This window comes from Streptomyces sp. RLA012, assembly GCF_056270325.1.
Map to the genome: position 1 here is coordinate 7,057,477 of NZ_JBWDPA010000002.1, position 23,016 is coordinate 7,080,492.

The window sequence follows — 23,016 nt, forward strand, 5'->3', positions numbered from 1 at the left end:
AAGCACAAATGCGTTCACATGCGCGGGGGAGCCATGAGCACGACTGACACCGATGTCGTCGGCGCGATCACGCTGACCGAGGACGAGCTGCATCCGTACATCACCCACGAGAGCACACGGCAGTGGCTGACAGGGCCCGGACTGCCGTCCGAAGGCACGCTGCTGAGGTTCGGCGCACTGCGGGAGCACGGGCTGCGCAGGGTCGCCGACCTGGCGGGCGACGCCGACAAACTCGCCGCGGAGCTCCAGGACCAGCTGGTCGTCGGAGCCCTGCGGACCTTCGGCCGGGACCTGGAGTCGATCGTCCTGGACGGGGCGACGGGCGAGGTCGGCACGACGTACTTCCACTACTCCAAGCCTTCCCTGATGGACCTCTCGCCCCTGGCGCCCTCCCTGGAGGCGTTGCTGCGCTTCGCGGCGGCGACGGAGGAACTGATGACGGCCCGGGGACGGTTCGCGTCCTACGCGGGCCGGTTCGGCCCGAAGGCGGTCTCGGAGGCGTCCGAGTCGCTCGCCGCGGTCTTCGAGGCGGGCACGGGCGCCGGCGACGAGGTGGCGCCGTACTGGCGGATGGCCGCGCTGATCCGCCCCCTGGCCCGGATCGCGGGCCCCGGCGAGGGGCTCGTCCTCGACCTGCCCAAGCGGCTGCTGGACGAGGAGTTCGGCGCGGGCTCCATCATGCGCTTCGAGGACGTCGACTTCCCGCCCGCGCTCGTGCACGAGCCGACCCGTCGCTTCCTGCGCGAGACCGGCCTGCCCGAGGACGGCCTCCTCTTCCAGCTCGACACGGAGGTGCCGCTGCCGGCCCTCGCCGACTACTACGCGGACGAGCGCCCCGACGACTTCTCCGCCGACGAACTCCCCGCGACGGCCGACCGCCTCATACGCCTCGGCTACCTGATCGAGGACACCAGCCTCGTCGTGGACGGCACCACGGGAGCGGTCCTCGCCTGGAGCGAGCCGGACATCACCCTGCGCCCGCTCAACGCCGACATCTCCACACTCGCCTTCACCCTCTGGCTGCTGCACCGCGAGAAGGCGCTCGACGCCACCCACGACCTCACCGAATCCTACGAACAGCTCGCCGCCACCATGGCCCAGACCCTCGCCACGGTCGACCCGGTCGCCTGCGACCCGACCCCGTCCCTGCCGGGCGACGACGGCTGGCGCTACTGGCCGGAGATGTTCGAGGACGAGGCGGGCGGGGTGCTCTGAGCGCGGGAGCCGCGGGGAAGGGCCCGAACAGGGCCCAACCGCTTGCAGAGGCCGTGGCGTAGGGCTTCCAGGGGCTTGGGCAGTAGCCGAACGGCTCACTCGCCCTGAGTGCCTGGTACGCCTCTCGCAGGTCCGCGTACCGTGGCAGGGTGGCAAACGAAGACCTGGGCCGGACCCTGCGCCGTCTCCGCCGTCTGGCAGGACTGACACAGGACGAACTATCGGAACGTTCGGACGTGTCTGTTGACGTGATCCGTCAGCTTGAACAGGGACAGAAGCACTCGGCGCGCCTGCCCACGCTTCATTCCCTGGCGAACGGTCTCGGTGTGGAGCTGACGACGCTGCTGGGGGACCCTCCGGCCGTCTCCACAGGGGAGAACGACGGACCCCGGTTCGTGGCCGTACGGCGTGCCATCATGCCCACGCTCTGGGGACCACAGCCCGATCCGCCAGGGGCTTACTTCTCGCTGGACCGTCTCCGTGAGCAGATCGCGGACGGCTGGACTCAGTACCACTCGGCCGAGTTCGACACCGTCATGAAGGCACTCCCGGACCTGATCGCGGACGCCCGTGCTGTTACTGCCTCAGCCGACGAGGATGACAGTAAGACGGGTTTCGCCGCTCTGGGCAAGGTGCTTCAGCTTGCCGGACACGTCGCCGTGCGGATGGGGAAGACAGACCTTGCGCTGATCAGCCTGGAACGCGCGATAGAGGCTGCGGGACAGTCCTCCGACCCGCTTCTGCTGCCCATGATCGTGAACTCCACAGCGTGGGCTTACCAGCGGCAAGGGCGTCTTGAGGACGCGTTGTCCATCGCTCTCCGTGCTGCCGACGACATGGCGAACGCAGGCCGTACCGGGACGGCTGACGGCTTGAAGGTCTGGGGCGGACTGACCATGAGCGCTGCAACGTCAGCGGCGCGGAGCGGTGACTACGACCGTGCGGCGGACATGATGGGGAGTGCGGAGAAAGAGGCCGGCCGAGTCTCCAAGCTCCCGTCCGGCGGGGACAACCGCATGGTGAGTGTGTTCAGCCCGTCGTCAGTCCGTATTGAGCGTGTGCGTCTCGCTGTGCAGTACGGCCACCCGCAGGACGCACTGTCACTCGCCAAGGGCATGCGGCTGAGCAAGGACACCCCGCCATCGTGGCGTACGTGGCTGCTCCTGGACGTGGCCCGAGCCCACACGGACATCGGGGATGCCGCAGGGGCTGTGAAGACCCTGGAATCCCTGCGCAAGGTGGCATCGACGTGGATGCAGCACCACACGTTGGCCGTAGCCATCGTGCGTGATCTGTGGTCACTTCCCAACCATCCGCCGGGACTCCGGTCGTTGGCCGAGTTCCTCGGGGTTGCCGACTAAGGCGCAAGAACTAGGACGTTGCGTCCCTGTAAGCACCCTTGACAAGTCGATTGCATGGAGGTCTGCGCTCCGGCGACCGCGCCAACGGTCCCGGAGCTTGGCCGACTGCAAGGAGTCGACAGCGTGAACGCCATCGCGCAGGGTGCACCCGAACACAAGCCCGAGCCGATCACTCCCATCGATGTTCAGACAATGCGCGAGACGGCCGCGCGTCTGCTGGCTGAGGATGCCGAACTCCCCTCCCTGGAAGAACTGGAGACCCTGACTCTCCTGCTGCGGGGACACCTCATGTTGGCCATTCCGGAGGTGGAGACGGCCGCCATCAAACGGCCGGACGGAGACGTACAGCGAGCATGCGCGCTGGCATGCATCGCAGAGGCTCGTATGCGGCTGAGGCTGGAGCCCTCCAACGGGACGTTCCCGGCCGCCGTAGCGCATGCTCAGGGGCTCGCACGGTCCGTCAAAGCCCTCACGGACCACCACACAGAACTCGGGGGCGAGCATGAGTAGCCCCGCACCCGTGTGCCGGTACTGCCAAGAGATGATCATAGATCCGCACGTCAGGTTGACGGGCTCATCTGGGAATGAGAGGTGCGGCTCAGTGCGACGCATGCCGCGCACTGAGTTGCCCCTTACTGCACTGCCTTGCCTCCGAGAAGGCCAACCATTGCTCCGAAACCAAGGTTGGCAAGCGTTGAACAGGTACTCATGGCCGACTTTGCTGCCTCCGTTGGCTTCTCCACAAAGATTCCGATGTAGAGGCTGGCCAAAAGCGTGAGAACGGTTATTACCGTCACGCAGAGAAAAACCAGCTTGAAGTGGGCGGTAACCGTCGTTATTACCGGCTGGGTCGAGGTGCTTGGCGCAGCAGATATCGTCGGAGCGTCAGCGGCACCTGTCACGGCGTTTGTGACGCTCTCACTCATCTACCTCGCCCCCCGCAACAACCTCGGATTCGTCCTTGCGCTTCGTGACCCTCTCCGTGCCGCGCTTGGTCCTCTTATACCTGCGACTCCAGTAGTCACTTCGTTCTCGCGTCCGGGGTGGCGCTTGGCGTTTGACGCTCCCGCCCTTGGGCCTGGCAGCCCTGGAATCCGACTCCGACTCCGACTCCGACTCCGTGAACCACCGGTCGATGAAGTCTTGGGCGGCTTGCGTGCCGGTGAACTCCAGCCGCTTACCGTCTACCTCCACGATCACTGTGGTGGCTCGCGGGCGCCGAAAGATCGTGCGCAGGATGCTGCGTACTGCGGAGCTGCTGGCCGCAGCTGTGAATGCCAATGCTGCGAGGATCAACTCAAAGATCCACGGATCCATGTCTCACCTTCCCCCAAGGTGTATGGCGCAGACTGCGGCGCATTGACTGGTGCTACAGATTGTGCCGCCCCACTAGCTTGTCGGACTCCCCATTCGCTCATTCGTTGCGCCAAGGGGGGACGATGGGGGTGCAATTGAGACGAAGACTGAGACGGACGCACAAGGGGGCGGTACCCTCACGAGGGTGCCGCCCCTTCGTTTTGCCTGGTCAAGGCCATAGAGGCCGTGGCGGGATTCGAACCCACGTAACTCGCTTTGCAGGCGAGCCCCTGAACCACTCGGGCACACGGCCGTACGTAACGGCCGTGGCGGGAATCGGACCCACGTAACTCCCCGCGGGCGGAGCCCGCTGATGGATGCTGCGCAGGCGAGCCCCTGAACCACTCGGGCACACGGCCGTTCTCAGGTGCGGCACGGCTCACTCGTTCCGAACCTGATGGGTCGACCGTAGGCGGGGCGGAGGGCGGGCTCAAGGGGTGCGGGGGCGCTGCAACGGGACTGCCATACGCCGTTCATGAATGCCGGTTCCCGGACCTGGGGCGTACGACCAAAGGCCCAGGCGATCACGGTCTTCGGACAGGAGTCACTGTCAGTCGTGGCCCTTACGCTGGCGGCCATGACAGCGCTGGAAGCACGTGATGCCGCGACCGCCCCGCCCGAGGGCGAGGGGTGTTCGGCTGCTACGGGATGGGGCTGGTGATCGCCTTGACCAGCGTGCTGCTGCTGCTGCTGCTGCGCCTCTCGGTGCCGGAGGAGGTCGGTGCCAACTCCGCCGCGCTGCAGATCTCCGACGGCCTGTCCACCGTGCTGCTGCTCGCCGCGGGCGGTGCGGCGTTCGTGGCCCTCGGCGGCGGCGCCGTCACGGACACGGCCACCTCGGCGACCGGCTCCCACCCCGCCGGCTTCGCCGCCGTGTTCCTGCCGATGGCCGGGGTGGCGCTGGTGGGGGCGTGGGCGACGGCGCGGGTACGGGAGCGGTGATCGCCATCCTGTCGAGCCGGCGGTCCGTGAGCCCTACCGTAGCCCCATGGAACAGCTGACCCTCCGCCTCGACCCCGCCCTCGCGCAGGCCCTCGACGACCTCGCGGACGCGCAGGACCGCCTGCCGGAGGAGGTCGCCGAGGAGGCCGTACGCCGGTACCTGGGTGAGCAGGGCACGCGTGTGCGCACCCTCGCCACCCGGCTCGCGCAGGAGCACGCCGACCTTCTGAAGCGGCTCGGCCAATGACCCGTCACCTCACTGTCGCCGAGGTGACGGACATCGCCCGGATCGCCTTCGGCGGGCGGGATCCCGAGGTGCGGGAGCCGGGGCTGTTCGCCTCGGCGGTGCACCGGCCCCGCGCCCGTATGCTCGGCGTCGCCGCCTATGACGACCTGTACGAGCAGGCCGCCGCGCTGCTGCACGCGCTCGCCACCAACCACCCGCTCGTCGACGGGAACAAGCGGACCGCCTGGCTCGCCGCCGCCACGTTTCTCGCCCTGGGCGGAGTGGATCTCGCCGGCTGCGACCAGGACGCGGCGTACGCCCTGGTCATCGACGTGGCGGCCGGTGTGGAGAGCGGTGTCGGGGTGATCGCCGGACGGTTGCGGGATCTGTGAGCTGGGTCCCATCCGTGGGTGACCCGGTGTCGTCGGGGCGTTGATACGTGCGGGGCGCCGGTAGGGTGGCCCGGTTGTCATACGTAGCCGAGCCGCCCCGCCCGACCACCCCACGGAGACCGTGACTACCACCGCCGCCAGTGCCGCCTCCTCGCACCACCTCTCACCCGCCTTCCCCGGCCGCGCCCCCTGGGGCACCGCCAGCAAGCTGCGTGCCTGGCAGCAGGGGGCGCTGGAGAAGTACCTCCAGGAGCAGCCGCGCGACTTCCTGGCCGTCGCCACGCCCGGCGCCGGCAAGACGACGTTCGCGCTGACGCTCGCGTCCTGGCTGCTGCACCACCACGTCGTGCAGCAGGTGACCGTGGTCGCCCCGACCGAGCATCTGAAGAAGCAGTGGGCGGAGGCCGCCGCGCGGATAGGGATCAAGCTGGATCCCGAGTACAGCGCGGGGCCGCTCAGCAAGGAGTACCAGGGCATCGCCGTGACGTACGCGGGTGTGGGTGTGCGGCCCATGCTGCACCGCAATCGCGTCGAGCAGCGCAAGACCCTCGTCATCCTGGACGAGATCCACCACGCCGGTGACTCCAAGTCCTGGGGCGAGGCGTGTCTTGAGGCGTTCGAGCCCGCCGCCCGTCGGCTCGCGCTCACCGGTACGCCCTTCCGGTCCGACACCAATCCCATTCCCTTCGTGACGTACGAGGAAGGGAACGACGGGATTCGGCGGTCCTCCGCCGATTACACGTACGGGTACGGGTCCGCTCTGGGGGACGGGGTCGTGCGGCCCGTCATCTTCCTCTCCTACAGCGGCAACATGCGGTGGCGTACGAAGGCGGGGGACGAGATCGCGGCCCGCCTCGGCGAGCCGATGACCAAGGACGCCATCTCGCAGGCCTGGCGCACCGCGCTCGACCCGCGCGGTGAGTGGATGCCCAGCGTGCTGCGCGCCGCCGACCAGCGGCTGACCGAGGTCAGGAAGGGCATCCCGGACGCCGGCGCCCTCGTCATCGCCTCCGACCAGGACTCGGCCCGCGCCTACGCCAAGCTGATCCGTGAGATCACCGGGACGAAGGCGACCCTCGTCCTGTCCGACGACACCGGCGCGTCCAACAGGATCGACGATTTCAGCCAGAGCGAGGACCGGTGGATGGTCGCCGTCCGCATGGTGTCCGAGGGTGTCGACGTGCCGCGGCTCGCCGTCGGCGTGTACGCCACCACCATCTCCACGCCGCTCTTCTTCGCACAGGCCGTCGGGCGTTTCGTACGGTCCCGGCGGCGCGGCGAGACCGCCTCCGTCTTCCTCCCGACCGTCCCCGACCTCCTCGGCTTCGCAGGCGAGATGGAGGTCGAGCGCGACCACGTCCTCGACAAGCCCAAGAAGGAGGGCGAGGAGGACCCGTACGCCGAGTCCGAGCAGGAGATGGAGGAGGCGAACCGGGAGCAGGACGAGGACACCGGGGAGCAGGAGCAGTTCTCCTTCGAGGCGCTGGAGTCCGAGGCCGTCTTCGACCGGGTGCTGTACGACGGCGCCGAGTTCGGGATGCAGGCCCACCCCGGGAGCGCGGAGGAGCAGGACTACCTCGGGATTCCGGGGCTGCTCGAACCCGACCAGGTGCAGTTGTTGCTCCAGAAGCGGCAGGCGCGGCAGATCGCGCACAGCCGCAAGAAGCCGGACGAGGAGGCGGATCTTCTCGAACTGCCCGCCGAGCGGCGGCCGGTGGTCTCGCACAAGGAGATGCTGGAGCTCCGCAAACAGCTCAACACCATGGTCGGCGCGTACGTCCACCAGAGCGGCAAGCCGCACGGCGTGATCCACACCGAGCTGCGGCGCGTGTGCGGTGGGCCGCCGAGCGCGGAGGCGACGGCGGGGCAGTTGCGGCAGCGGATCGCCAAGGTGCAGGAGTGGGCCACCCGGATGCGGTGACGCTGGGCGCTGGGCCTGGGCGGTCGCGGTTCGTGGGGCGCTGGTTGTGCTTCGGCTGCGGACCGCCTGTGGCTGGTCGCGGCCACGCGGCGGAGCCGCATGATGTCAGCGCCCCGCGCCCCTTTCGGGGGCGCGTTCGTGTGCGTGTGCGCTGTGTGCAGGGGTCGTGTACGCCGTGTCGTGTGCGCTGTGCGTATCGGGACAGAAGTACCGCAAAGGCAAAGAGTCCGCACCAGCCCATGCCCGGATTCTGGACGGAGACTTCCGCTGAGCGAACCAGCTCGCTACTGTCCCGCTACGCACACGCACCGTGGCAGCGCCGCCGCGGAGCGCAGCCATGAAGCGACTCCGCCCGGGAAGAACCCGGGTCGTCAGCCGACGGCGGCCTTTGAAGCGCGTCGCCGACGGGACTCGGTGACGCAACCGCCGTGAGGGGGCCGCCGACCTCACCACTAAGGAGTGGGCGTCGTGACCGCGGAGACCTCTCAGACGCTCGACCGGGGACTGCGCGTCCTCAAGCTGCTCGCCGACACGGATCACGGGCTGACCGTCACCGAGCTCTCGAACAAACTGGGAGTCAACCGGACCGTTGTGTACCGGTTGCTCGCCACGTTGGAGCAGCACGCACTCGTACGCCGGGACCTGGGCGGCCGCGCCCGGGTCGGGCTGGGCGTCCTGCGCCTGGGCCGCCAGGTGCATCCGCTGGTACGGGAGGCCGCGTTGCCCGCGCTGCGCGCACTGGCCGAGGACATCGGGGCGACGGCTCATCTCACGCTCGTCGACGGGACCGAGGCCCTTGCCGTCGCCGTCGTGGAGCCGACGTGGACGGACTATCACGTGGCCTACCGGGCCGGGTTCCGTCACCCGCTCGACCGGGGTGCCGCGGGCCGCGCCATCCTCACCGCCCGGCAGGCGCCGGTGGACGACCCCGGGTACACGCTCACGCACGGGGAGTTGGAGGCGGGCGCGAGCGGTGCCGCGGCTCCGCTCATCGGCGTGACCGGCGTCGAGGGCAGCGTCGGTGTCGTCATGCTCGCGGACTCCGTACCGGAGCGGGTGGGGCCGCGGGTGGTGGACGCGGCACGGGAGGTCGCGGACGCCCTGCGCTGACGGACCCCGACAGCCGGCCCCTGCCCTGCCCCACATCGCCCCACGCCGCCGCGCGCCGAGCGCCCACGGCGCACGCACCGCGCCCCCCGGGCATCGGGATCGAGCCGCCACCGGAGGCGCCGCACCGCTCCACCACCGCCCGGCGGGACCTGTACGAAGGCCGCGCCGAGCGGTGACGTTAGATTGATCCCGTGCTCTCTCGTCTCACACGCCTCCAGGCCGTCGCCGTCTGCGCCGCTCCCGTCGTGGCCCTGCTCGCCACGGCGGCGTTCGCGCCGCTGCCCTTTTCCGTGGCGCAGCCCGGCATGACGGCGAACGTGCTCGGCGAGAACAGGGGTGACCCGGTGATCACGATCAGCGGGGCACCCGCCCGCACCACGAGCGGGCAGCTGCGGATGACGACGATCGAGGCGACCGGGCCGGACGCCAGCGTCAGCCTGGGTGATGTCCTCGACGGCTGGTTCCGTACGGACCGTGCGGTGATGCCCCGTGACTCGGTCTACCCGAGCGGGAACAGCGTCAAGGAGATCGAGCAGCACAACACCGCCGAGATGAAGCAGTCCCAGGACACCGCCACCCAGGCGGCGCTGTCCTATCTGCACGAGAAGGACGACGTGAAGGTCACGCTGAAGCTGGCCGATGTCGGCGGCCCCAGCGCCGGGCTGCTCTTCACACTCGGCATCATCGACAAACTGGACGGCGACGGCAGCGGCGGCGACCTCACGGGCGGTCGTACCGTCGCGGGCACGGGGACGATCGACGCCGACGGCAAGGTGGGAGCGGTGGGCGGTGTCGCGCTGAAGACACAGGCCGCCCGGCGTGACGGGGCGACGGTCTTCCTGGTCCCGAAGGCGGAGTGCTCGGACGCCAAGTCGGAACTGCCGAAGGGGCTACGACTGGTTCCGGTGACCACGCTGAAGGGCGCGGTCGACTCCCTGCTGGCCCTGGAGAAGGGGAAGGGCTCGGTTCCGAGCTGTTAGTGGGCGACGGCCGCCCTCGGCGCGGAGGCCAGCCGGAGGCCGACTTCCACGAGGGTCCAGCCAAGGCGGGTACGGAGTTCGCTCGGACGCCTGGCCTCGGCGGCGAGCCGGTGGGCGTCGGCCTGGGCGCGGAGGTCGGCGGCGCGCAGGTGGTGCAGGGCGAGGTGGGTGTCGGGGTGCGTCATCGGCGTGCCTCTCAGTCCTGGTGGATGGGGAAGACGTGGGTGTGGATACGGACCTTCTCGGCCTCGGGAACGTTCTCCGCTGCCTCCAACGAGCGGTAGCTGTCGAGGAGTTCACGCATCCTGGAGACGAGCTCCGTGGAGAGTTCGGGCGTCAGCCGCAGCGTCATGTCGCTCATGTCAGTGGCGTGGTTCCAGGCCGGCGGCCATTCGTCCCGGGTGCTGATCCAGGTCGACAGCTCACGTGTGTGGGTGTTCGCGACCTCGTGCAGGAACACCTCGGCGGCTCCGCGCACCTCGGGACTCGAGTCCTTGAACTCGTCGCTGTTGAAGATCAGAGCCTGATCGACCGCCTGCCACCAGCGTTCGCGCCCCTTGCCGTGCTCCGGGGCGTCCTCGACGAAGCCGTGCGCGGCGAGCTGCCGCAGGTGGTAGCTGGTCGCCCCGCTGGACTCGCCCAGTTTCGCCGCCAGTTGGGACGCGGTGGCCGGGCCGCCGCGCCGCAGCGCGTTCAGCAACTGCATCCGCAGCGGGTGTGCGATGCCGCGCAGAGAACGGGCGTCGAGCGTGCGGGTGGCCGGTTCGGGTGCGGCCGGTGTCGTCGGTTCTTGGGGCTCCTGCATGCATGCAAAGGTAGCGTTGCAAAGAAGTCATTGCAAGTGGTTCTTTGCAACCATGCCTTTGGATGGCGAGGGCGGTGTTAGGCGGTGTCAGCCCTCCTTCACGAACCCCTCCGCCTTCATCCAGTCCAGCGCCACCTGATGCGGATCCTCCCCGTCGACGTCGACCTTGGAGTTCAGGGCCTGGGCCATGTTGTTGTCGAGCTTCCTGGTGATCGGGTCGAGGATCTGGGCGATCGCCGGGTACTCCTTCAGCGCCTTGGAGTTGATCACGGGGGCCGCGTTGTAGTTGGGGAAGAACTTCTTGTCGTCCCGCATCACCACCAGGTTCATCGACTTGATGCGCCCGTCGGTGGTGAACACCTCCCCGTACGTACAACTCCCCTTGGCCACCTGGGTGTAGATGATCCCGGTGTCCATCTGCGTGATGTTCTTCGCGGGCACGTGCATCCCGTACGCCTTCTCCATGCCCGGCAGCCCGTCGGCCCGGTTGGCGAACTCGCTCTCCACGCAGAGCGTGACCGCGCCGGGGTTCGACTTGGACAGCGCGGCCACCTCGGAGAGCGTCCTGGTGCCGTACTTCTTGAAGTTGGCCTGGTTCATGGCGAGTGCGTACGTGTTGTCGAGCGCGGACGGCGGCAGCCAGGTCAGCCCGTTCTTCAGGTCGGCGTCGCGCACCGCCTGCCACTGCCGCTGGGGGTCGGCGATGGGCCTGCTGTTGCCCAGGTAGGTGATCCAGGCGGTGCCCGTGTACTCGTACATGCCGTCCGCGTCGCCGTTCTTGACGGCTTCCCGCGCGCCGATCGACCCCTGGATGCCGGTGCGGTCGAGGACGTCCGCGCCGGCCGCCTGGAAGGCGATGCCCATGATCGCGCCGAGGATCAGCTGCTCGGTGAACTCCTTCGACGTCACCGTCAGATGGGCGCCCTTGAGCGGCTGCCCCTGTCCGATCGAGCCGGGCGCGACGTTGTCGACCATGGGGGAGCCGCTGGTGAGCCCGCAGCCGGCGGCCAGTACCAGCGCCACCAGTGCCCTGGCCGGCACCAGGCACGTACGCTTCCCGGCCGGCGCCACGCGCGTACGCCTCCCGGCCGGCGCCGGACGCCCGCGTCCTCCGGCGCGCACCGCGACCGTACGGCTCACGACTCCGCCTCCAGCCCCCGTGGCCTGAGCAGCAGTTCGACCAGGGAGGCGAGCCAGTCCACGAGCAGGGCCAGGGAGACCGTGAGGATCGAGCCGAGGACCAGGACGGGCATGCGCTGGGTGGTGATTCCGGTGGTGATCAGAACGCCGAGACCGCCGCCCCCGCCGAAGGTGGCGAGGGTCGCCGTGCCCACGTTCAGGACCAGGGCCGTCCGTACGCCCGCGAGGATCAGCGGCACGGCCAGCGGGAGTTCGATGCGGGACAGCACTCCCAGGGAGGACATGCCGATGCCCCGGGCCGCCTCCAGCATCGTCGGATCGTTGGCGTTCAGACCCGCGATCGTGTTGGCGAGGACCGGCAGGATGGCGTAGAGCGTGATGCCGATCAGGGCCGCCTTCTGGCCGGTGCCGAGCCAGATGACCAGCAGCGCCAGCAGGCCGATCGCCGGCGTGGCCTGCCCCATGTTGGCGAGGGCCATCGCGAACGGCGTCGCCTTCCGGAACGCCTTGCGGGTGAGCAGGATGCCCAGCGGGATCGCGATGATCAGTACGAAGAAGGTCGAGATCGCGGTCAGCTCGATCTGCTGCCACAGAGCCTTCGACACCTGCCCGTTCGACAGCGCGTTCTCGGAGATCGGGTCCAGCCGGGCCTGCTGGAACCAGAGCCAGGTGGCGAGCAGCACGGCCGCGAGGGCCAGCGGCAGGAAGGTCAGCTTCTGCCGACTGATCCGGCGTTCGAGCGTGACGGCCGGCGGGGGAGCCTCCTGCTCCACGGGGCCGTCGCCGCCCTCGGGGAAGCCCTCGGGAAGCTCGCCCGGAAGTTCGTCGGGGAAGGGACCGGCGTCCCGGAACGCGAGCCCTTTGACCTCGTGCTCGCCCTCGGGCCGCTCGTCCGCCGGCGGTGTGTTCACGCCTTCTCCTCCCCGCCGCCGACACCCTCCTGCTCGAAGTGGGTCTGCTGGGCGCGCGCCTCCTCCAGCTCGTGCTGGTGCTCCATCGCCTCCAGCCGGTCCTCCTCCAGCAGCTCGTGCACGGAGTTCATCAGCGTCTCCATGTCGACGACCCCGATGTACTCGCCGCGCCGCCCGGTCACCGCGACCCGGCCCGTGTTGTCGATGAGCACCGCCTCCAGGGCGTCGCGCAGCGTGGCGTCCCTGGTCACCGTGTCGTGCACGAGCGTGCCCGCCCGCGCCAGTGAGCCCCGGGCCCGCATCAGGTCGCCGCGCCGCAGCCACTTGTAGGGGCGGCCCCGCCGGTCGAGCAGCAGGATCTCGTTCGTACCGCTGCGCCTGAGCTTGTTGAAGATCTCCTGCAGCGGGTCGTCCACGGTCACCGTCGGACAGTCGGTGATCCCCACATCCCGTACGCGGGTGAGGTTGAGCCGCTTCAGCGCCGCCCCCGCGCCCACGAACCCCGACACGAAGTCGTCGGCCGGGTTGGTGAGGATCGCCTCCGGGGTGTCGAACTGCGCGATGTGCGAGCGCTCGCGCAGCACCGCGATCCGGTCGCCCAGCTTGATCGCCTCGTCGAAGTCGTGGGTGACGAAGACGATCGTCTTGTGCAGCTCGTGCTGGAGCCGGATCAGCTCGTCCTGGAGGTGGTCGCGGGTGATCGGGTCCACGGCGCCGAAGGGTTCGTCCATCAGCAGGACGGGCGGGTCGGCCGCGAGCGCCCGCGCCACGCCGACGCGTTGCTGCTGACCGCCGGAGAGCTGGCGCGGATAACGGCCCTGGAACTCGCCCGGGGCGAGGCCGACCAGGTCCAGCATCTCCTCGACCCGGGCCCTGATCCGCGAAGCGGACCAGCCGACCATCTTCGGTACGAGGGCGATGTTCTGGGCGACCGTCATGTGCGGGAAGAGCCCGGACGACTGGATCGCGTATCCGATCCTGCGGCGCAGCTTCACCGGGTCCATGTCGGTGACGTCCTCGCCGCCGATGCGGATGCGGCCGCCGGTCGGTTCGATCAGCCGGTTGATCATCTTGAGGGTGGTGGACTTGCCGCAGCCGGAGGGGCCCACGAAGACGACGAGCTCGCCCGCCTTGATCTCCATGTTCACGCTGTCCACGGCGGGGTCCCGGCTGCCCGGATAGCGCTTGGTGAGGTTCTCCAGCTCGATGGTGGCGCCGGTGGTGGACGTGTGCGCGGTCTGCGCCGTCGCCCCGCCCGTCGCTCCACCCGGCGCCTCACCCGGCGTCCCGTCCGCCGCCCCGGCCGTCGTCTCAGGCACGGATCCCCCTCGGAATGGTCAGCCGCCCGACGAGGACGTACGCGGCATCGAACAGCAGTGCCAGGATGATGATCCCGACCGTGCCCGCGAGCACCTGGTTGAGCGCGTTCTTGCTGCCCAGGGAGGCGAGGCCGCGGAAGATCTCATTGCCGAGGCCGGGCCCGGAGGCGTACGCGGCGATCGCCGCGATGCCCATCAGCATCTGGGTGGAGACCCGGATGCCGGTGAGGATCGGCGGCCAGGCCAGCGGCAGCTCGACCTTCGCCAGCCGGACCGGGCGCGACATGCCGATGCCCTTCGCCGCGTCCACCAGCGCGGGGTCGACCCCGCGCAGACCGACGATCGCGTTGCGCACGATCGGCAGCAGCCCGTACAGCGTCAGCGCGATCACGGTGGGCGGGACGCCCAGGCCCACGATCGGGATCAGCAGACCGATCATGGCCAGCGAGGGGACGGTCAGGATCGTGGACGTGGTGGTCGTGGCGAGGCTGCCCGCCCAGCCGCTGCGATAGGTGACCACGCCGACCACGACACCGATGAGCGTCGCGACGACCATGCACTGGAAGACCACGCTGGCGTGCTGGTACGCGTCCACGAGCAACTGCCGGCGGTGGCTGCTCAGGTACTCCCAGAAGTTCACGCCACCTCACCCCGGTCGTCGGTCAGTGCTCGGTCGCCGCCTGCTCCACCAGTGGGATGATCCGCAGCGGTACGGGGTTCTCCATGACGATCGCCGTGGAGGCCCGGACGATGCCATCAAAACCGACGACCCGGTCGATCACACGCTGGAGATCCGCGTTCGAGCGGGCCACGAGACGGCACAGCATGTCGCCGCCGCCGGTGGTCGTGTGCAGCTCCAGCACCTCGGGGACGGTCGTCAAGTGCGCCCGTACATCGGGCCCTTGTCCCTGTCGGATCTGCAGGGTCGCGAAGGCCGTGACGGGGTAGCCGAGCGCGGCGGGATCCACCTGCGGACCGAATCCCCGGATGACTCCATTCGATTGAAGCCGGTCCAGCCGTGCCTGCACGGTGCCGCGCGCCACCCCGAGCCGCCGGGACATCTCCAGGACACCGATGCGCGGCTCCTCGGCCAGCAGCACGATGAGCCGGCCGTCCAGATGATCGATCGCCATGCCGCTCTCCCCGGGTGGTCATCCTGTACAGAACGCCCGCCGATCCGGCCAAGGCGCTGAGCAGATTGTCCAGCTCTTTCGCAAACTGTTGCGCACCTTGTGGAACGGAGGGAGTCTGCGGCCATGGCCGTCACTACTGCGCACACCCACCAGACTCCCGACACCGCCCGGCAGGCAGACCCCTTCCCGGTCAAGGGAATGGACGCGGTCGTCTTCGCCGTCGGCAACGCCAAGCAGGCCGCCCACTACTACTCCACCGCCTTCGGCATGCGGCTGGTCGCCTACTCCGGACCGGAGAACGGCAGCCGCGAGACGGCGTCGTACGTCCTGGAGAACGGCTCGGCACGCTTCGTCCTCACCTCCGTCGTCAAGCCGGCCACCACCTGGGGCCACTTCCTGGCCGACCACGTCGCCGCGCACGGCGACGGGGTGATCGACCTCGCCATCGAGGTCCCGGACGCGCGCGCCGCGTTCGCGTACGCCGTCGAGCACGGCGCCCGCCCGCTCGCCGAGCCGTACGAGCTGAAGGACGAGCACGGCACGGTCGTCCTGGCCGCGATCGCCACCTACGGCGAGACCCGCCACACCCTGGTCGAGCGGACCGGCTACGACGGCCCGTACCTGCCCGGGTACGCGGCCGCCGCCCCGATCGTCGAACCCCCCGCCCACCGCACCTTCCAGGCCGTCGACCACTGCGTCGGCAACGTCGAGCTCGGCCGGATGAACGAATGGGTCGGCTTCTACAACAAGGTCATGGGCTTCACGAACATGAAGGAGTTCGTGGGCGACGACATCGCGACCGAGTACAGCGCGCTGATGTCGAAGGTCGTCGCCGACGGCACCCTGAAGGTCAAGTTCCCGATCAACGAGCCCGCCGTCGCCAAGAAGAAGTCCCAGATCGACGAGTACCTGGAGTTCTACGGCGGCGCGGGCGTCCAGCACATCGCGCTCAACACCGACGACATCGTGCGGACCGTCCGCACCATGCGCGCGGCCGGGGTCCAGTTCCTGGACACGCCCGACTCGTACTACGACACCCTCGGCGAGTGGGTCGGCGACACGCGCGTGCCCGTGGAGACGCTGCGCGAACTGAAGATCCTCGCCGACCGCGACGAGGACGGCTATCTGCTCCAGATCTTCACCAAGCCGGTCCAGGACCGCCCGACCGTCTTCTTCGAGATCATCGAACGGCACGGCTCGATGGGCTTCGGCAAGGGGAACTTCAAGGCGCTGTTCGAGGCGATCGAGCGGGAACAGGAGAAGCGCGGCAACCTGTAGGGCTCCGTCACGTTCCTGGGGCTCCGGCCCCTCGGCCCTCGGCGCGCCCCCCTCAGCGCCCGCTCAGCGCCTCCTCAGTGCCCCGCCGTGCGCCGCGGCGCCGCCGAGTGGGTCGAGGACGCCGAGGGGGCCGAGGGAGCCGAGGATGCCGAGGGGCGACGGGGCGGGCGCGGCGCCGTCGTCGAGGGCGCCGGGGCCGCCGGAGCGGTCTTGGCCGGCGGAGCGCTGGGAGCCCCGTGTGCGGCCTCAGGTTCCGTTTCCGTCGTCGTCGGTTCCTCCGCCGCGAAGTCCTCCGCCGAGTCGGGCGGCGGATCGGCGGGGGGCTCGCCCAGGGTTGCCAGGGCCCGCTGGGCCAGGGGGACGAAGACGGGGGAGAAGGACGGGTTGATCTGCAGGGACTCCGCGAGGTGGCGGCGGGCCGGGCCCGGCAGGTCCAGGTCGAGTTCGATCTGACCCCGGTGGTAGATGTACAGCGCGCTGCGGACGCCGCCCCCCTTCGCCTTGTCCGTCGCCTTCTTCGCGAACGTCAGCGCCTCCTTGTCGTCCCCGGACCGGTGCAGCGCCCACCCCAGCGCGTCCGCGACGGCGATACCGGGCTGCCGCTCCCACTCCTCGCGCAGCCGGTGCGCCGCGACCGCCGGATCGCCGTGGTCGGCCTCGAACCGCCCGAGGACCAGCTCGTCGTCGACGCCGCCCGTGGCGTCCCGTCGCACCCGCGCCCGCAGCAGGTCGTACTGCGCGCGCGCCGCCCCGCTCAGCCCCAGCGTCTCGTACAGCTCGCCCAGCTCCAGCGCGTACTGCGGCTCGGGCTGCTTGGCGAGCGCCTTCTGGTACGCACGCAGCGCCTCCGACGTGCGCCCGAGCGCCGCCAGCGCACGCCCCTGCCCGGCGAGCGCGCCGTGCGCGTCGGGATCGGTGCGCAGCGCGGCCTCGTAGTAGCGCAGCGACTCCTCCCGGTCCCCGCGCTCCCACGCCAGCCGCCCCGCCTGCTCCAGGCACGCCGCCCGCTCGGCCGGGCTCGCCGCGCCCGCCGCCGCGTCGACGAGGGCGGCGCCCGCGTCCTCGCGCCAGCCCCGGTCCCAGTACACCTGGGCGGCCCGCGCCAGCACCGGCGGCCCCTGGTGCAGCCCCTGGAGCTTCTCCAGCGCGCCGCGGGCGGCCTTGTAGTCGCCGAGGCCGGTGTAGGAGTCGATGAGCAGCGGATACGCCGTCCAGCGCTTCGGCGCCTGCTTCAGCGCCTCCTCACCCCACTTCCGCCCCTCCTGGAAGTCGTTGCGGGCGTTGGCGAGCGCGGCCAGCCCCTCCAGCGCCACCGCGTTCGCCTTCGGCCTCGCCTCCAGCGACGTATGCAGCGCCTGCTCGGCCTTGGGGAAGTACGCGGGCGTCGCCGTCCGCCGCCCCTGCTCCACGTACGCGGTGCCGAGCACCGCCCAGGACTGCTCGTCGCGCGGATGGGCCCGCAGATGGGCCTCGCGGTCGCCGATGAGCGCCGCCAGGTCGGGCAGCGCGGCGGGCATCCCGGCCCCCACCGCCGTCATCGCCCGCGTCACCGGCCCCGGCCCGAGCGCGGGCGCGGGTGCGGGGGCCGGCGCGGGCGGCGCCACCGTGTGCCGGGTGGAGGGCAGCAGCACCAGCACCCCGCCGAGGACGGCGCCGCCGGTGGCCACGCCGATCAGCACGCGCTTGGCGACGCGGGAGGATCGCCGTCCGGAGGGCCCCTGAGGCTGCAGTCCGGTGAGCACCGGCTGTCGCTCTTCGATCTCCATGCCGCTCACTGTGCGTCAATATGAAGACCGCATCCCGGCAGGCCAAGCCCCGCGCGGATGGGGTTCACACCGATGGCCCCGAGTGCGACCCTGTGATCATGAGCCGTATCGAAGCCCCGCACGATGAGGACACAGCAGTCACCGGCAACCTCGTGGACCGCCTGCTGAGCGGTCTGCCGGCCGAGGCCGTCCTCATCGACCCGGACATCACGGCCTCGTACGCGAACGACATGGCGAGCTTCTGCGAGGCGGGCACCCCGGCCGTGGTCGTCCTGCCGCGGACCGTCGAACAGATCCAGCACGTCATGCGCGTCGCGACCGAGCTGCGCGTCCCGGTCGTCCCGCAGGGCGCGCGCACCGGCCTGTCCGGCGCCGCCAACGCCTCCGAGGGCTGCATCGTGCTGTCGCTGGTGAAGATGGACCGGATCCTGGAGATCAACCCGGTCGACCGGATCGCCGTCGTCGAACCCGGCGTCATCAACGCCACCCTCTCCCGCGCCGTGAACGAGCACGGCCTGTACTACCCGCCGGACCCCTCCAGCTGGGAGATGTGCACGATCGGCGGCAACATCGGCACCGCCTCCGGCGGCCTGTGCTGCGTGAAGTACGGGGTGACGGCCGAGTACGTCCTCGGCCTCGACGTCGTCCTCGCCGACGGACGGCTCATGTCCACCGGCCGCCGTACGGCCAAGGGCGTCGCCGGGTACGACCTCACCCGCCTCTTCGTCGGATCCGAGGGCTCGCTCGGCATCGTCGTACGGGCGATCCTGGCGCTCAAGCCGCAGCCGCCCCAGCAGTTGGTGCTGGCGGCGGAGTTCGGATCGGCGCGGGCCGCCTGCGACGCCGTGTGCCGGATCATGGAGGGCGGCCATGTGCCCTCCCTCCTCGAACTGATGGACCGTACGACGGTCAAGGCCGTCAACGACCTCGCCCACATGGGCCTCCCGGAGACCACCGAGGCGCTTCTCCTCGCCGCCTTCGACACCCATGACCCGGCCGCCGACCTCGCCGCCGTCGGCGCCCTGTGCGAGGCCGCGGGCGCGACGCAGGTGGTCCCGGCGGAGGACACGGCCGAGTCCGAACTCCTCCTCCAGGCGCGACGGTTGTCGCTCACCGCGCTCGAAGCGGTCAAGGGCACGACGATGATCGACGACGTGTGCGTGCCGCGCTCCCGGCTCGGCGACATGCTCGAAGGCATCGACCGCGTCGCCGAGAAGTACTCCCTGACCATCGGCGTCTGCGCGCACGCCGGCGACGGCAACACCCACCCCACCGTCTGCTTCGACGCAGCCGACCCCGACGAGTCCCGGCGCGCCCGCGAGTCCTTCGACGAGATCATGGCCCTCGGTCTGGAACTCGGCGGCACGATCACCGGCGAACACGGCGTGGGGGTCCTGAAGAAGGAGTGGCTGGCGCGCGAGCTCGGGCCGGTGGGGGTGGAGATGCAGCGGGGCATCAAGGCGACGTTCGACCCGCTGGGCATCCTCAACCCGGGCAAGGTGTTCTAGGGCGGCGCGGCGGACAACCGCACGGCGTCTCCCGGCGCGAGCGCCCGCAGGGCGGCGGACGCGGGACTGCTGCTGATTCCCTCGGCCGCCGTACTCGGCCGCCAGGCGCTGTCCGCGCGCACAGCGGCCGCGGAGACCGTGCCGACCGCGGCCTGTCCGTAGGGCACCGGTGCCCGGCGGGTTCACTCGCCCTCCTTCGACTCGTCCGACGGCCACGGGTCGCTCAGCCACAGATCGTCGGCGGGGGTCGGGGCGAGCAGCTCGGCGAGGCCGTCGTCGATGCCGAGCCGCTCGGCCTCGGAGCCCGGGGGGACGGCCCGCAGGGTGCGCTCCAGCCAGGCGGACACCTGCGCGGCGGGCGCCTCCAGGAGGGCGTCCCCGTCCGGGGAACTCAACGCCATCAGCACGACGCTGCGGCCCGCGACCTTCGTCGGCCACACCCGCACATCGCCGTGCCCGGACGGCCGGAACACCCCCTCGACGAGGAGTTCGCGGGCGAAGGTCCAGCTGACGGGATGGGCGGAGCCGATGTGGAAGGTGACGTGGACGGCGTACGGGTCGTCGGAGCGGTAGGTGAGCCGGGCCGGTAGGGCGATGCTGTGTTCGGGCGACAGGACGAGTTTGAGCTCGAGTTCGCGTTCCACCACGGTGTGCATGTCGATGCGCTTCCTCTCGGGTACGGGGCCCTGAGAGCGGGCCCGTACGAGTGGAGAGCGCGATCACGCGGAACCATTACGCGGGTTCGAAGAAGTTTTCTGGCGGGCGTTCCGAGGCCGTGTTCCGGGCGGCGACCGGATGTGGCGGAACCTTGCCCGAAAGAGGTGGGTACGGCGGGAGCGCCGCTGACAGGCGCGCCCGTCTGGTAGATGTGGAGCCCCCAAAAACCCCCGAGCAGATACGGGACGACGGACATGAGCGCCCCAACCCCGGCCCCCGGTGACGACCGGCCCCGTGAAGGGTATTACCCGGACCCCTCCATTCCTGGATATGTCCGGTACTGGAACGGTGCCTCCTGGGTACCGGGTACGAGCCGTCCGGCGCCGTCCGACGGCGTACCGCTCATGCCGCCGACCGGCCCCGGGCCGGCGGGCTCCGGGCCCGCGCCCGCCGAGGAGACGGGCCCGCACTTCTTCGACGAGGATCCGCAACCCGCCGCCGAACCGCGGCGGGTGAACCCGGCCGAGGCGCAGCACGGCAGCAGGCCCGAGCCCGCGGCCGCGTGGGGCGCCGACCGCTCCTGGCAGTCCGGGTTCGGCGGCGAACAGGACCGCCGGGTGTCCTGGGGCGCGCCCCCGGCGGCCGACCCGCGGCTGCCGCGCGCGGCGGAACCGGGTGACGGGGCCGTCCAGCCGGACGGCGAGTCCGTCCGTGCGGACGGCACGGCGACGATCCCGCCCGCCGGCCCGGACGGGGGCGCGCAGCCCCCGGCGTCCGGCGGCACCGTGGTGTTCCGCCGCCCGACGGGAGCGGCACCGTCCGGCGCCGGGGTTCCGGCGAGCGGTGCGCAGTTCGCCGGGAACGGGCAGCCCGGCGGTGCACCGGGGGCGGGGGGCGGCTTCGGCGCCGGGCAGGCCGCCGCCCAAGCGGCCCAGGCGGCCCAGGCGGCCCAGGCGGCCCAAGCGGCCCAGGCGGCCCAGAACGCCCAGGCGGCCGCCGCACAGCAGCCGCCCGCACCTGCCGTCCCCTCCGCTCCCTCCGCTCCCTCCGTCCCCCACCAGGCCACCGGCCCTTCCACCTCCTCCCCCTCCTCCTCCCCGTCCTCTCCCGCCCCTTCCGTCACGCCTTTGAGCAGTGGTGCCGGTGGTGGGCAGCCGTCCTGGGCCCAGCAGGTGCACCGGCTCGCGGGCGACCCCGAGGGGCAGCCCGTCACCCCGTGGAAGCCGCCGGTCGACGACGTGTTCCAGGCGGCCGCCCGCAGACAGTCCGCGGCCCGCCCCGCGCACCTCGGCAAGCGGCTGCTGGCCCGGATCGTCGACACCGCCGTCCTCGCCACCGTCACCGCCGTGGCCGCCGTACCCCTGGGCACCAAGGCGATCGACCACATCAACGAGAAGGTCGACGCGGCCAAGCGGTCCGGCCAGACCGTCACCGTCTGGCTGCTGGACGGCACCACCGCGGGCTATCTCGGGATCGTCCTCGCCGTCCTGCTCCTCTTCGGCGTCCTCTACGACGCGCTGCCCACCGCCAGATGGGGCCGCACCCTCGGCAAGAAGGTCTGCGGAATCGAGGTGCGGGACATCGAGGGCCACGAGCCCCCGTCCTTCGGCCTGGCCCTGCGCCGCTGGCTCGTCTACGCCGTCCCTGGCATCCTCGTCATCGGTGTCGTCGGCGTCCTGTGGTGTCTGTTCGACAAGCCCTGGCGCCAGTGCTGGCACGACAAGGCGGCCCACACCTTCGTAGCGGCGGCGGGGTAGGAGCCCCTCCGCGGCCGCCGGGATCCCGGTCCCCCGGACGGCCGCTCGCCGGATGCGGAGCCCGAGGGTTCGCGGTCGACTCGGGCCATGAGCAGCGATCCGCCGCCCCCAGGCTCCGGTCAGCCCCCGCCACCGGACGACGACCCGTTCAAGAAGCAGCCTCCGCCTGCTGAGGGCGGCGGCTCTCCGTACGACGGCACCTCGCCGCCCCCGCCACCGCCCCCGGGCTCTCCGTACGACTCCTCGTTCGGCAACCAGCCGCCCCCGTACGCTGGTGGCCCCTACGGCCCCGGTGGCCCCTACGGCGGCGATCCGCTGGCGGGGATGCCGCCGCTGGCCGACAGCGGCAAACGCGTGGTGGCGAGGATCATCGACATGATCCTGGTGGGCCTTGTGGTGTGGCTGCTGACCTGGGCGTTCGGGGTCGATGAGTACACACTGAACGCGGACAGGATGGAGTACAGCAGGGGTTTCGGGCAGGCCGTGATCGCCGCGGTGCTCTACACCGGCTACGACACCGTCATGATCGCCAAGTCGGGGCAGACGCTCGGCAAGAAGCTGTTCAAACTGCGGGTGGCCAACCTCGACGACGGCTCCACGCCCTCCGTACAGACCACGCTCGTCCGCTCGCTGGTCCTGTGGATCCCGTTCGCGTTCTGCTGCGCGTGCATCTGGACCGCGATCGCCGGCGGTTGGAGCTTCTTCGACAAGCCCTACAAGCAGGGCCTGCACGACAAGGCGGCCAAGACGGTGGTGGTCAGCACCAGTTGACGCAGGCGGTCAGTGCCGGTCGACAGACACGGTCAGTACCGTCGACATACGCGATCAGCCGCACTCCCTGAGGGAGACGGCTGATCGGCAGAACGGCGGCGCGGCAGCGCGGCGGGTCCGTACGGTCAAGGGCCCGCCGGTTCGCGTACCGCGGACACGGACGCGGTCTCGCGCTGCACCGGCACGCGCTCCTGGAGCGGAGCCGGAGCCGGAGCCGGGGCTGCGACCGGAGTCGGAACCGGAACCGAAACCGATACGGTGCGCGTCGTGCCCGTGGCGACGCGGCGCTTCGGCAGCGGAACCGTTACGGCGACGAGCAGTCCGAGAGCGAGTGCCGAGAGGGTGATCACCGCGATCCCCAGGCCCGAACTCGTCTGAGACAGCAGCAGCATGGCGAGGGTCGAGAAGATCACGGTGCAGGAACCGTAGGCGAGCTGTGCGGCGGTCGGACGAGGCATGGCGATTCCT

General features: G+C 70.4%; 25 protein-coding genes, 2 tRNA genes and 1 pseudogene. 13 read left to right on the forward strand and 15 right to left on the reverse strand.

Going from position 1 to position 23,016, the window contains the following annotated elements:
* Positions 1-33 precede the first annotated feature (33 nt).
* The 3 genes from RV986_RS32380 (at position 34) to RV986_RS32390 (ending at position 3,086) form a co-directional block, all read left to right on the forward strand.
* Positions 34-1,215 (forward strand): SUKH-4 family immunity protein, encoded by a 1,182-nt coding sequence (locus RV986_RS32380; protein ID WP_475920772.1) that lies wholly within the window; start codon positions 34-36, stop codon positions 1,213-1,215.
* Positions 1,216-1,364: 149 nt separating this feature from the next.
* Positions 1,365-2,576: a helix-turn-helix domain-containing protein gene (locus RV986_RS32385; protein WP_475920773.1), complete on the forward strand. Its 1,212-nt coding sequence runs from the start codon at positions 1,365-1,367 to the stop codon at positions 2,574-2,576.
* Between the two features lie 123 nt (positions 2,577-2,699).
* On the forward strand, positions 2,700-3,086 hold the full coding sequence (locus RV986_RS32390; RefSeq protein WP_475920774.1) for a DUF6415 family natural product biosynthesis protein: 387 nt from the start codon (positions 2,700-2,702) through the stop codon (positions 3,084-3,086).
* A 122-nt stretch (positions 3,087-3,208) separates the two neighbouring features.
* Here RV986_RS32390 and RV986_RS32395 read toward each other — a convergent pair whose 3' ends face one another.
* From RV986_RS32395 to RV986_RS32410, 4 genes are all read right to left on the reverse strand, one after another.
* Positions 3,209-3,502: a hypothetical protein gene (locus RV986_RS32395; RefSeq protein ID WP_475920775.1), complete on the reverse strand. Its 294-nt coding sequence runs from the start codon at positions 3,500-3,502 to the stop codon at positions 3,209-3,211.
* A complete protein-coding gene (locus tag RV986_RS32400; protein ID WP_475920776.1) occupies positions 3,495-3,893 on the reverse strand; it encodes a hypothetical protein in 399 nt (132 codons plus the stop codon). The genes RV986_RS32395 and RV986_RS32400 overlap by 8 nt, the downstream gene beginning before the upstream one ends.
* Before the next feature lie 220 nt (positions 3,894-4,113).
* Positions 4,114-4,185, reverse strand: a tRNA-Cys gene (locus RV986_RS32405).
* Positions 4,186-4,193: 8 nt separating this feature from the next.
* Positions 4,194-4,291 (reverse strand) — tRNA-OTHER (locus tag RV986_RS32410).
* Positions 4,292-4,565: 274 nt separating this feature from the next.
* Between RV986_RS32410 and RV986_RS32415 the strand changes: the two are divergent.
* The 6 genes and pseudogenes from RV986_RS32415 to RV986_RS32440 form a co-directional block, all read left to right on the forward strand.
* Positions 4,566-4,874: pseudogene (locus RV986_RS32415) on the forward strand (MFS transporter); the annotation flags it as partial.
* Between the two features lie 46 nt (positions 4,875-4,920).
* Positions 4,921-5,121 carry a hypothetical protein gene (locus RV986_RS32420; protein WP_475920777.1) on the forward strand — a complete coding sequence of 67 codons (201 nt, stop codon included), beginning with the start codon at positions 4,921-4,923 and terminating at the stop codon, positions 5,119-5,121.
* Entirely contained in the window at positions 5,118-5,492 is a 375-nt protein-coding gene (locus RV986_RS32425) for a type II toxin-antitoxin system death-on-curing family toxin (protein WP_475920778.1), read from the forward strand. The genes RV986_RS32420 and RV986_RS32425 overlap by 4 nt, the downstream gene beginning before the upstream one ends.
* 121 nt (positions 5,493-5,613) lie before the next feature.
* Positions 5,614-7,413, forward strand: coding sequence for a DEAD/DEAH box helicase (locus RV986_RS32430; RefSeq protein ID WP_475920779.1), 1,800 nt, complete (start codon positions 5,614-5,616; stop codon positions 7,411-7,413).
* 468 nt (positions 7,414-7,881) lie between these two features.
* Positions 7,882-8,523: an IclR family transcriptional regulator gene (locus tag RV986_RS32435; protein ID WP_475920780.1), complete on the forward strand. Its 642-nt coding sequence runs from the start codon at positions 7,882-7,884 to the stop codon at positions 8,521-8,523.
* A 191-nt stretch (positions 8,524-8,714) separates the two neighbouring features.
* Positions 8,715-9,503: a S16 family serine protease gene (locus RV986_RS32440; RefSeq protein WP_475920781.1), complete on the forward strand. Its 789-nt coding sequence runs from the start codon at positions 8,715-8,717 to the stop codon at positions 9,501-9,503.
* Here the strand turns inward: RV986_RS32440 and RV986_RS32445 are convergent.
* From RV986_RS32445 to RV986_RS32475, 7 genes are all read right to left on the reverse strand, one after another.
* Positions 9,500-9,688 (reverse strand): hypothetical protein, encoded by a 189-nt coding sequence (locus tag RV986_RS32445; protein ID WP_475920782.1) that lies wholly within the window; start codon positions 9,686-9,688, stop codon positions 9,500-9,502. The two genes, RV986_RS32440 and RV986_RS32445, sit on opposite strands and share 4 nt — an antisense overlap.
* A gap of 11 nt (positions 9,689-9,699) precedes the next feature.
* Positions 9,700-10,308: an ArsR/SmtB family transcription factor gene (locus RV986_RS32450; RefSeq protein WP_475920783.1), complete on the reverse strand. Its 609-nt coding sequence runs from the start codon at positions 10,306-10,308 to the stop codon at positions 9,700-9,702.
* Between the two features lie 87 nt (positions 10,309-10,395).
* The gene (locus RV986_RS32455) at positions 10,396-11,283 is read right to left on the reverse strand and encodes a glycine betaine ABC transporter substrate-binding protein (protein WP_475924516.1); all 888 of its coding nucleotides are present in this window, start codon (positions 11,281-11,283) and stop codon (positions 10,396-10,398) included.
* Positions 11,284-11,444: 161 nt separating this feature from the next.
* Entirely contained in the window at positions 11,445-12,359 is a 915-nt protein-coding gene (locus RV986_RS32460) for an ABC transporter permease (RefSeq protein WP_475920784.1), read from the reverse strand.
* Positions 12,356-13,567, reverse strand: a complete 1,212-nt coding sequence (locus RV986_RS32465; RefSeq protein ID WP_475924517.1) for a betaine/proline/choline family ABC transporter ATP-binding protein — start codon at positions 13,565-13,567, stop codon at positions 12,356-12,358. Before RV986_RS32465 ends, RV986_RS32460 begins: the two co-directional genes overlap by 4 nt.
* Before the next feature lie 103 nt (positions 13,568-13,670).
* Positions 13,671-14,318, reverse strand: a complete 648-nt coding sequence (locus RV986_RS32470) for an ABC transporter permease (RefSeq protein WP_475920785.1) — start codon at positions 14,316-14,318, stop codon at positions 13,671-13,673.
* A gap of 22 nt (positions 14,319-14,340) precedes the next feature.
* On the reverse strand, positions 14,341-14,811 hold the full coding sequence (locus RV986_RS32475; protein WP_475920786.1) for an Lrp/AsnC family transcriptional regulator: 471 nt from the start codon (positions 14,809-14,811) through the stop codon (positions 14,341-14,343).
* A gap of 123 nt (positions 14,812-14,934) precedes the next feature.
* On the opposite strand from RV986_RS32475, the gene hppD reads away from it, so the two are divergent.
* Complete coding sequence (hppD, locus tag RV986_RS32480; RefSeq protein WP_475920787.1) at positions 14,935-16,089, forward strand: 4-hydroxyphenylpyruvate dioxygenase; 1,155 nt, start codon at positions 14,935-14,937, stop codon at positions 16,087-16,089.
* Between the two features lie 74 nt (positions 16,090-16,163).
* Here the strand turns inward: hppD and RV986_RS32485 are convergent, their stop codons facing one another.
* On the reverse strand, positions 16,164-17,855 hold the full coding sequence (locus RV986_RS32485; protein WP_475920788.1) for a tetratricopeptide repeat protein: 1,692 nt from the start codon (positions 17,853-17,855) through the stop codon (positions 16,164-16,166).
* 92 nt (positions 17,856-17,947) lie between these two features.
* Between RV986_RS32485 and RV986_RS32490 the strand changes: the two genes are divergently transcribed.
* Positions 17,948-19,363: an FAD-binding oxidoreductase gene (locus RV986_RS32490; RefSeq protein ID WP_475924518.1), complete on the forward strand. Its 1,416-nt coding sequence runs from the start codon at positions 17,948-17,950 to the stop codon at positions 19,361-19,363.
* Here RV986_RS32490 and RV986_RS32495 read toward each other — a convergent pair.
* Complete coding sequence (locus RV986_RS32495; protein ID WP_475920789.1) at positions 19,360-19,530, reverse strand: hypothetical protein; 171 nt, start codon at positions 19,528-19,530, stop codon at positions 19,360-19,362. The two genes, RV986_RS32490 and RV986_RS32495, sit on opposite strands and share 4 nt — an antisense overlap.
* 15 nt (positions 19,531-19,545) lie before the next feature.
* Positions 19,546-20,019, reverse strand: coding sequence for an SsgA family sporulation/cell division regulator (locus RV986_RS32500; RefSeq protein WP_475920790.1), 474 nt, complete (start codon positions 20,017-20,019; stop codon positions 19,546-19,548).
* A 255-nt stretch (positions 20,020-20,274) separates the two neighbouring features.
* Between RV986_RS32500 and RV986_RS32505 the strand changes: the two genes are divergently transcribed.
* Together RV986_RS32505 and RV986_RS32510 are read left to right on the forward strand one after the other, a co-directional pair.
* Positions 20,275-21,777 carry an RDD family protein gene (locus RV986_RS32505; protein WP_475920791.1) on the forward strand — a complete coding sequence of 501 codons (1,503 nt, stop codon included), beginning with the start codon at positions 20,275-20,277 and terminating at the stop codon, positions 21,775-21,777.
* An 87-nt stretch (positions 21,778-21,864) separates the two neighbouring features.
* Positions 21,865-22,548, forward strand: a complete 684-nt coding sequence (locus tag RV986_RS32510) for an RDD family protein (RefSeq protein WP_475920792.1) — start codon at positions 21,865-21,867, stop codon at positions 22,546-22,548.
* 125 nt (positions 22,549-22,673) lie between these two features.
* Here RV986_RS32510 and RV986_RS32515 read toward each other — a convergent pair whose 3' ends face one another.
* The gene (locus RV986_RS32515) at positions 22,674-23,006 is read right to left on the reverse strand and encodes a hypothetical protein (RefSeq protein ID WP_475920793.1); all 333 of its coding nucleotides are present in this window, start codon (positions 23,004-23,006) and stop codon (positions 22,674-22,676) included.
* Between the last annotated feature and the right edge of the window lie 10 nt (positions 23,007-23,016).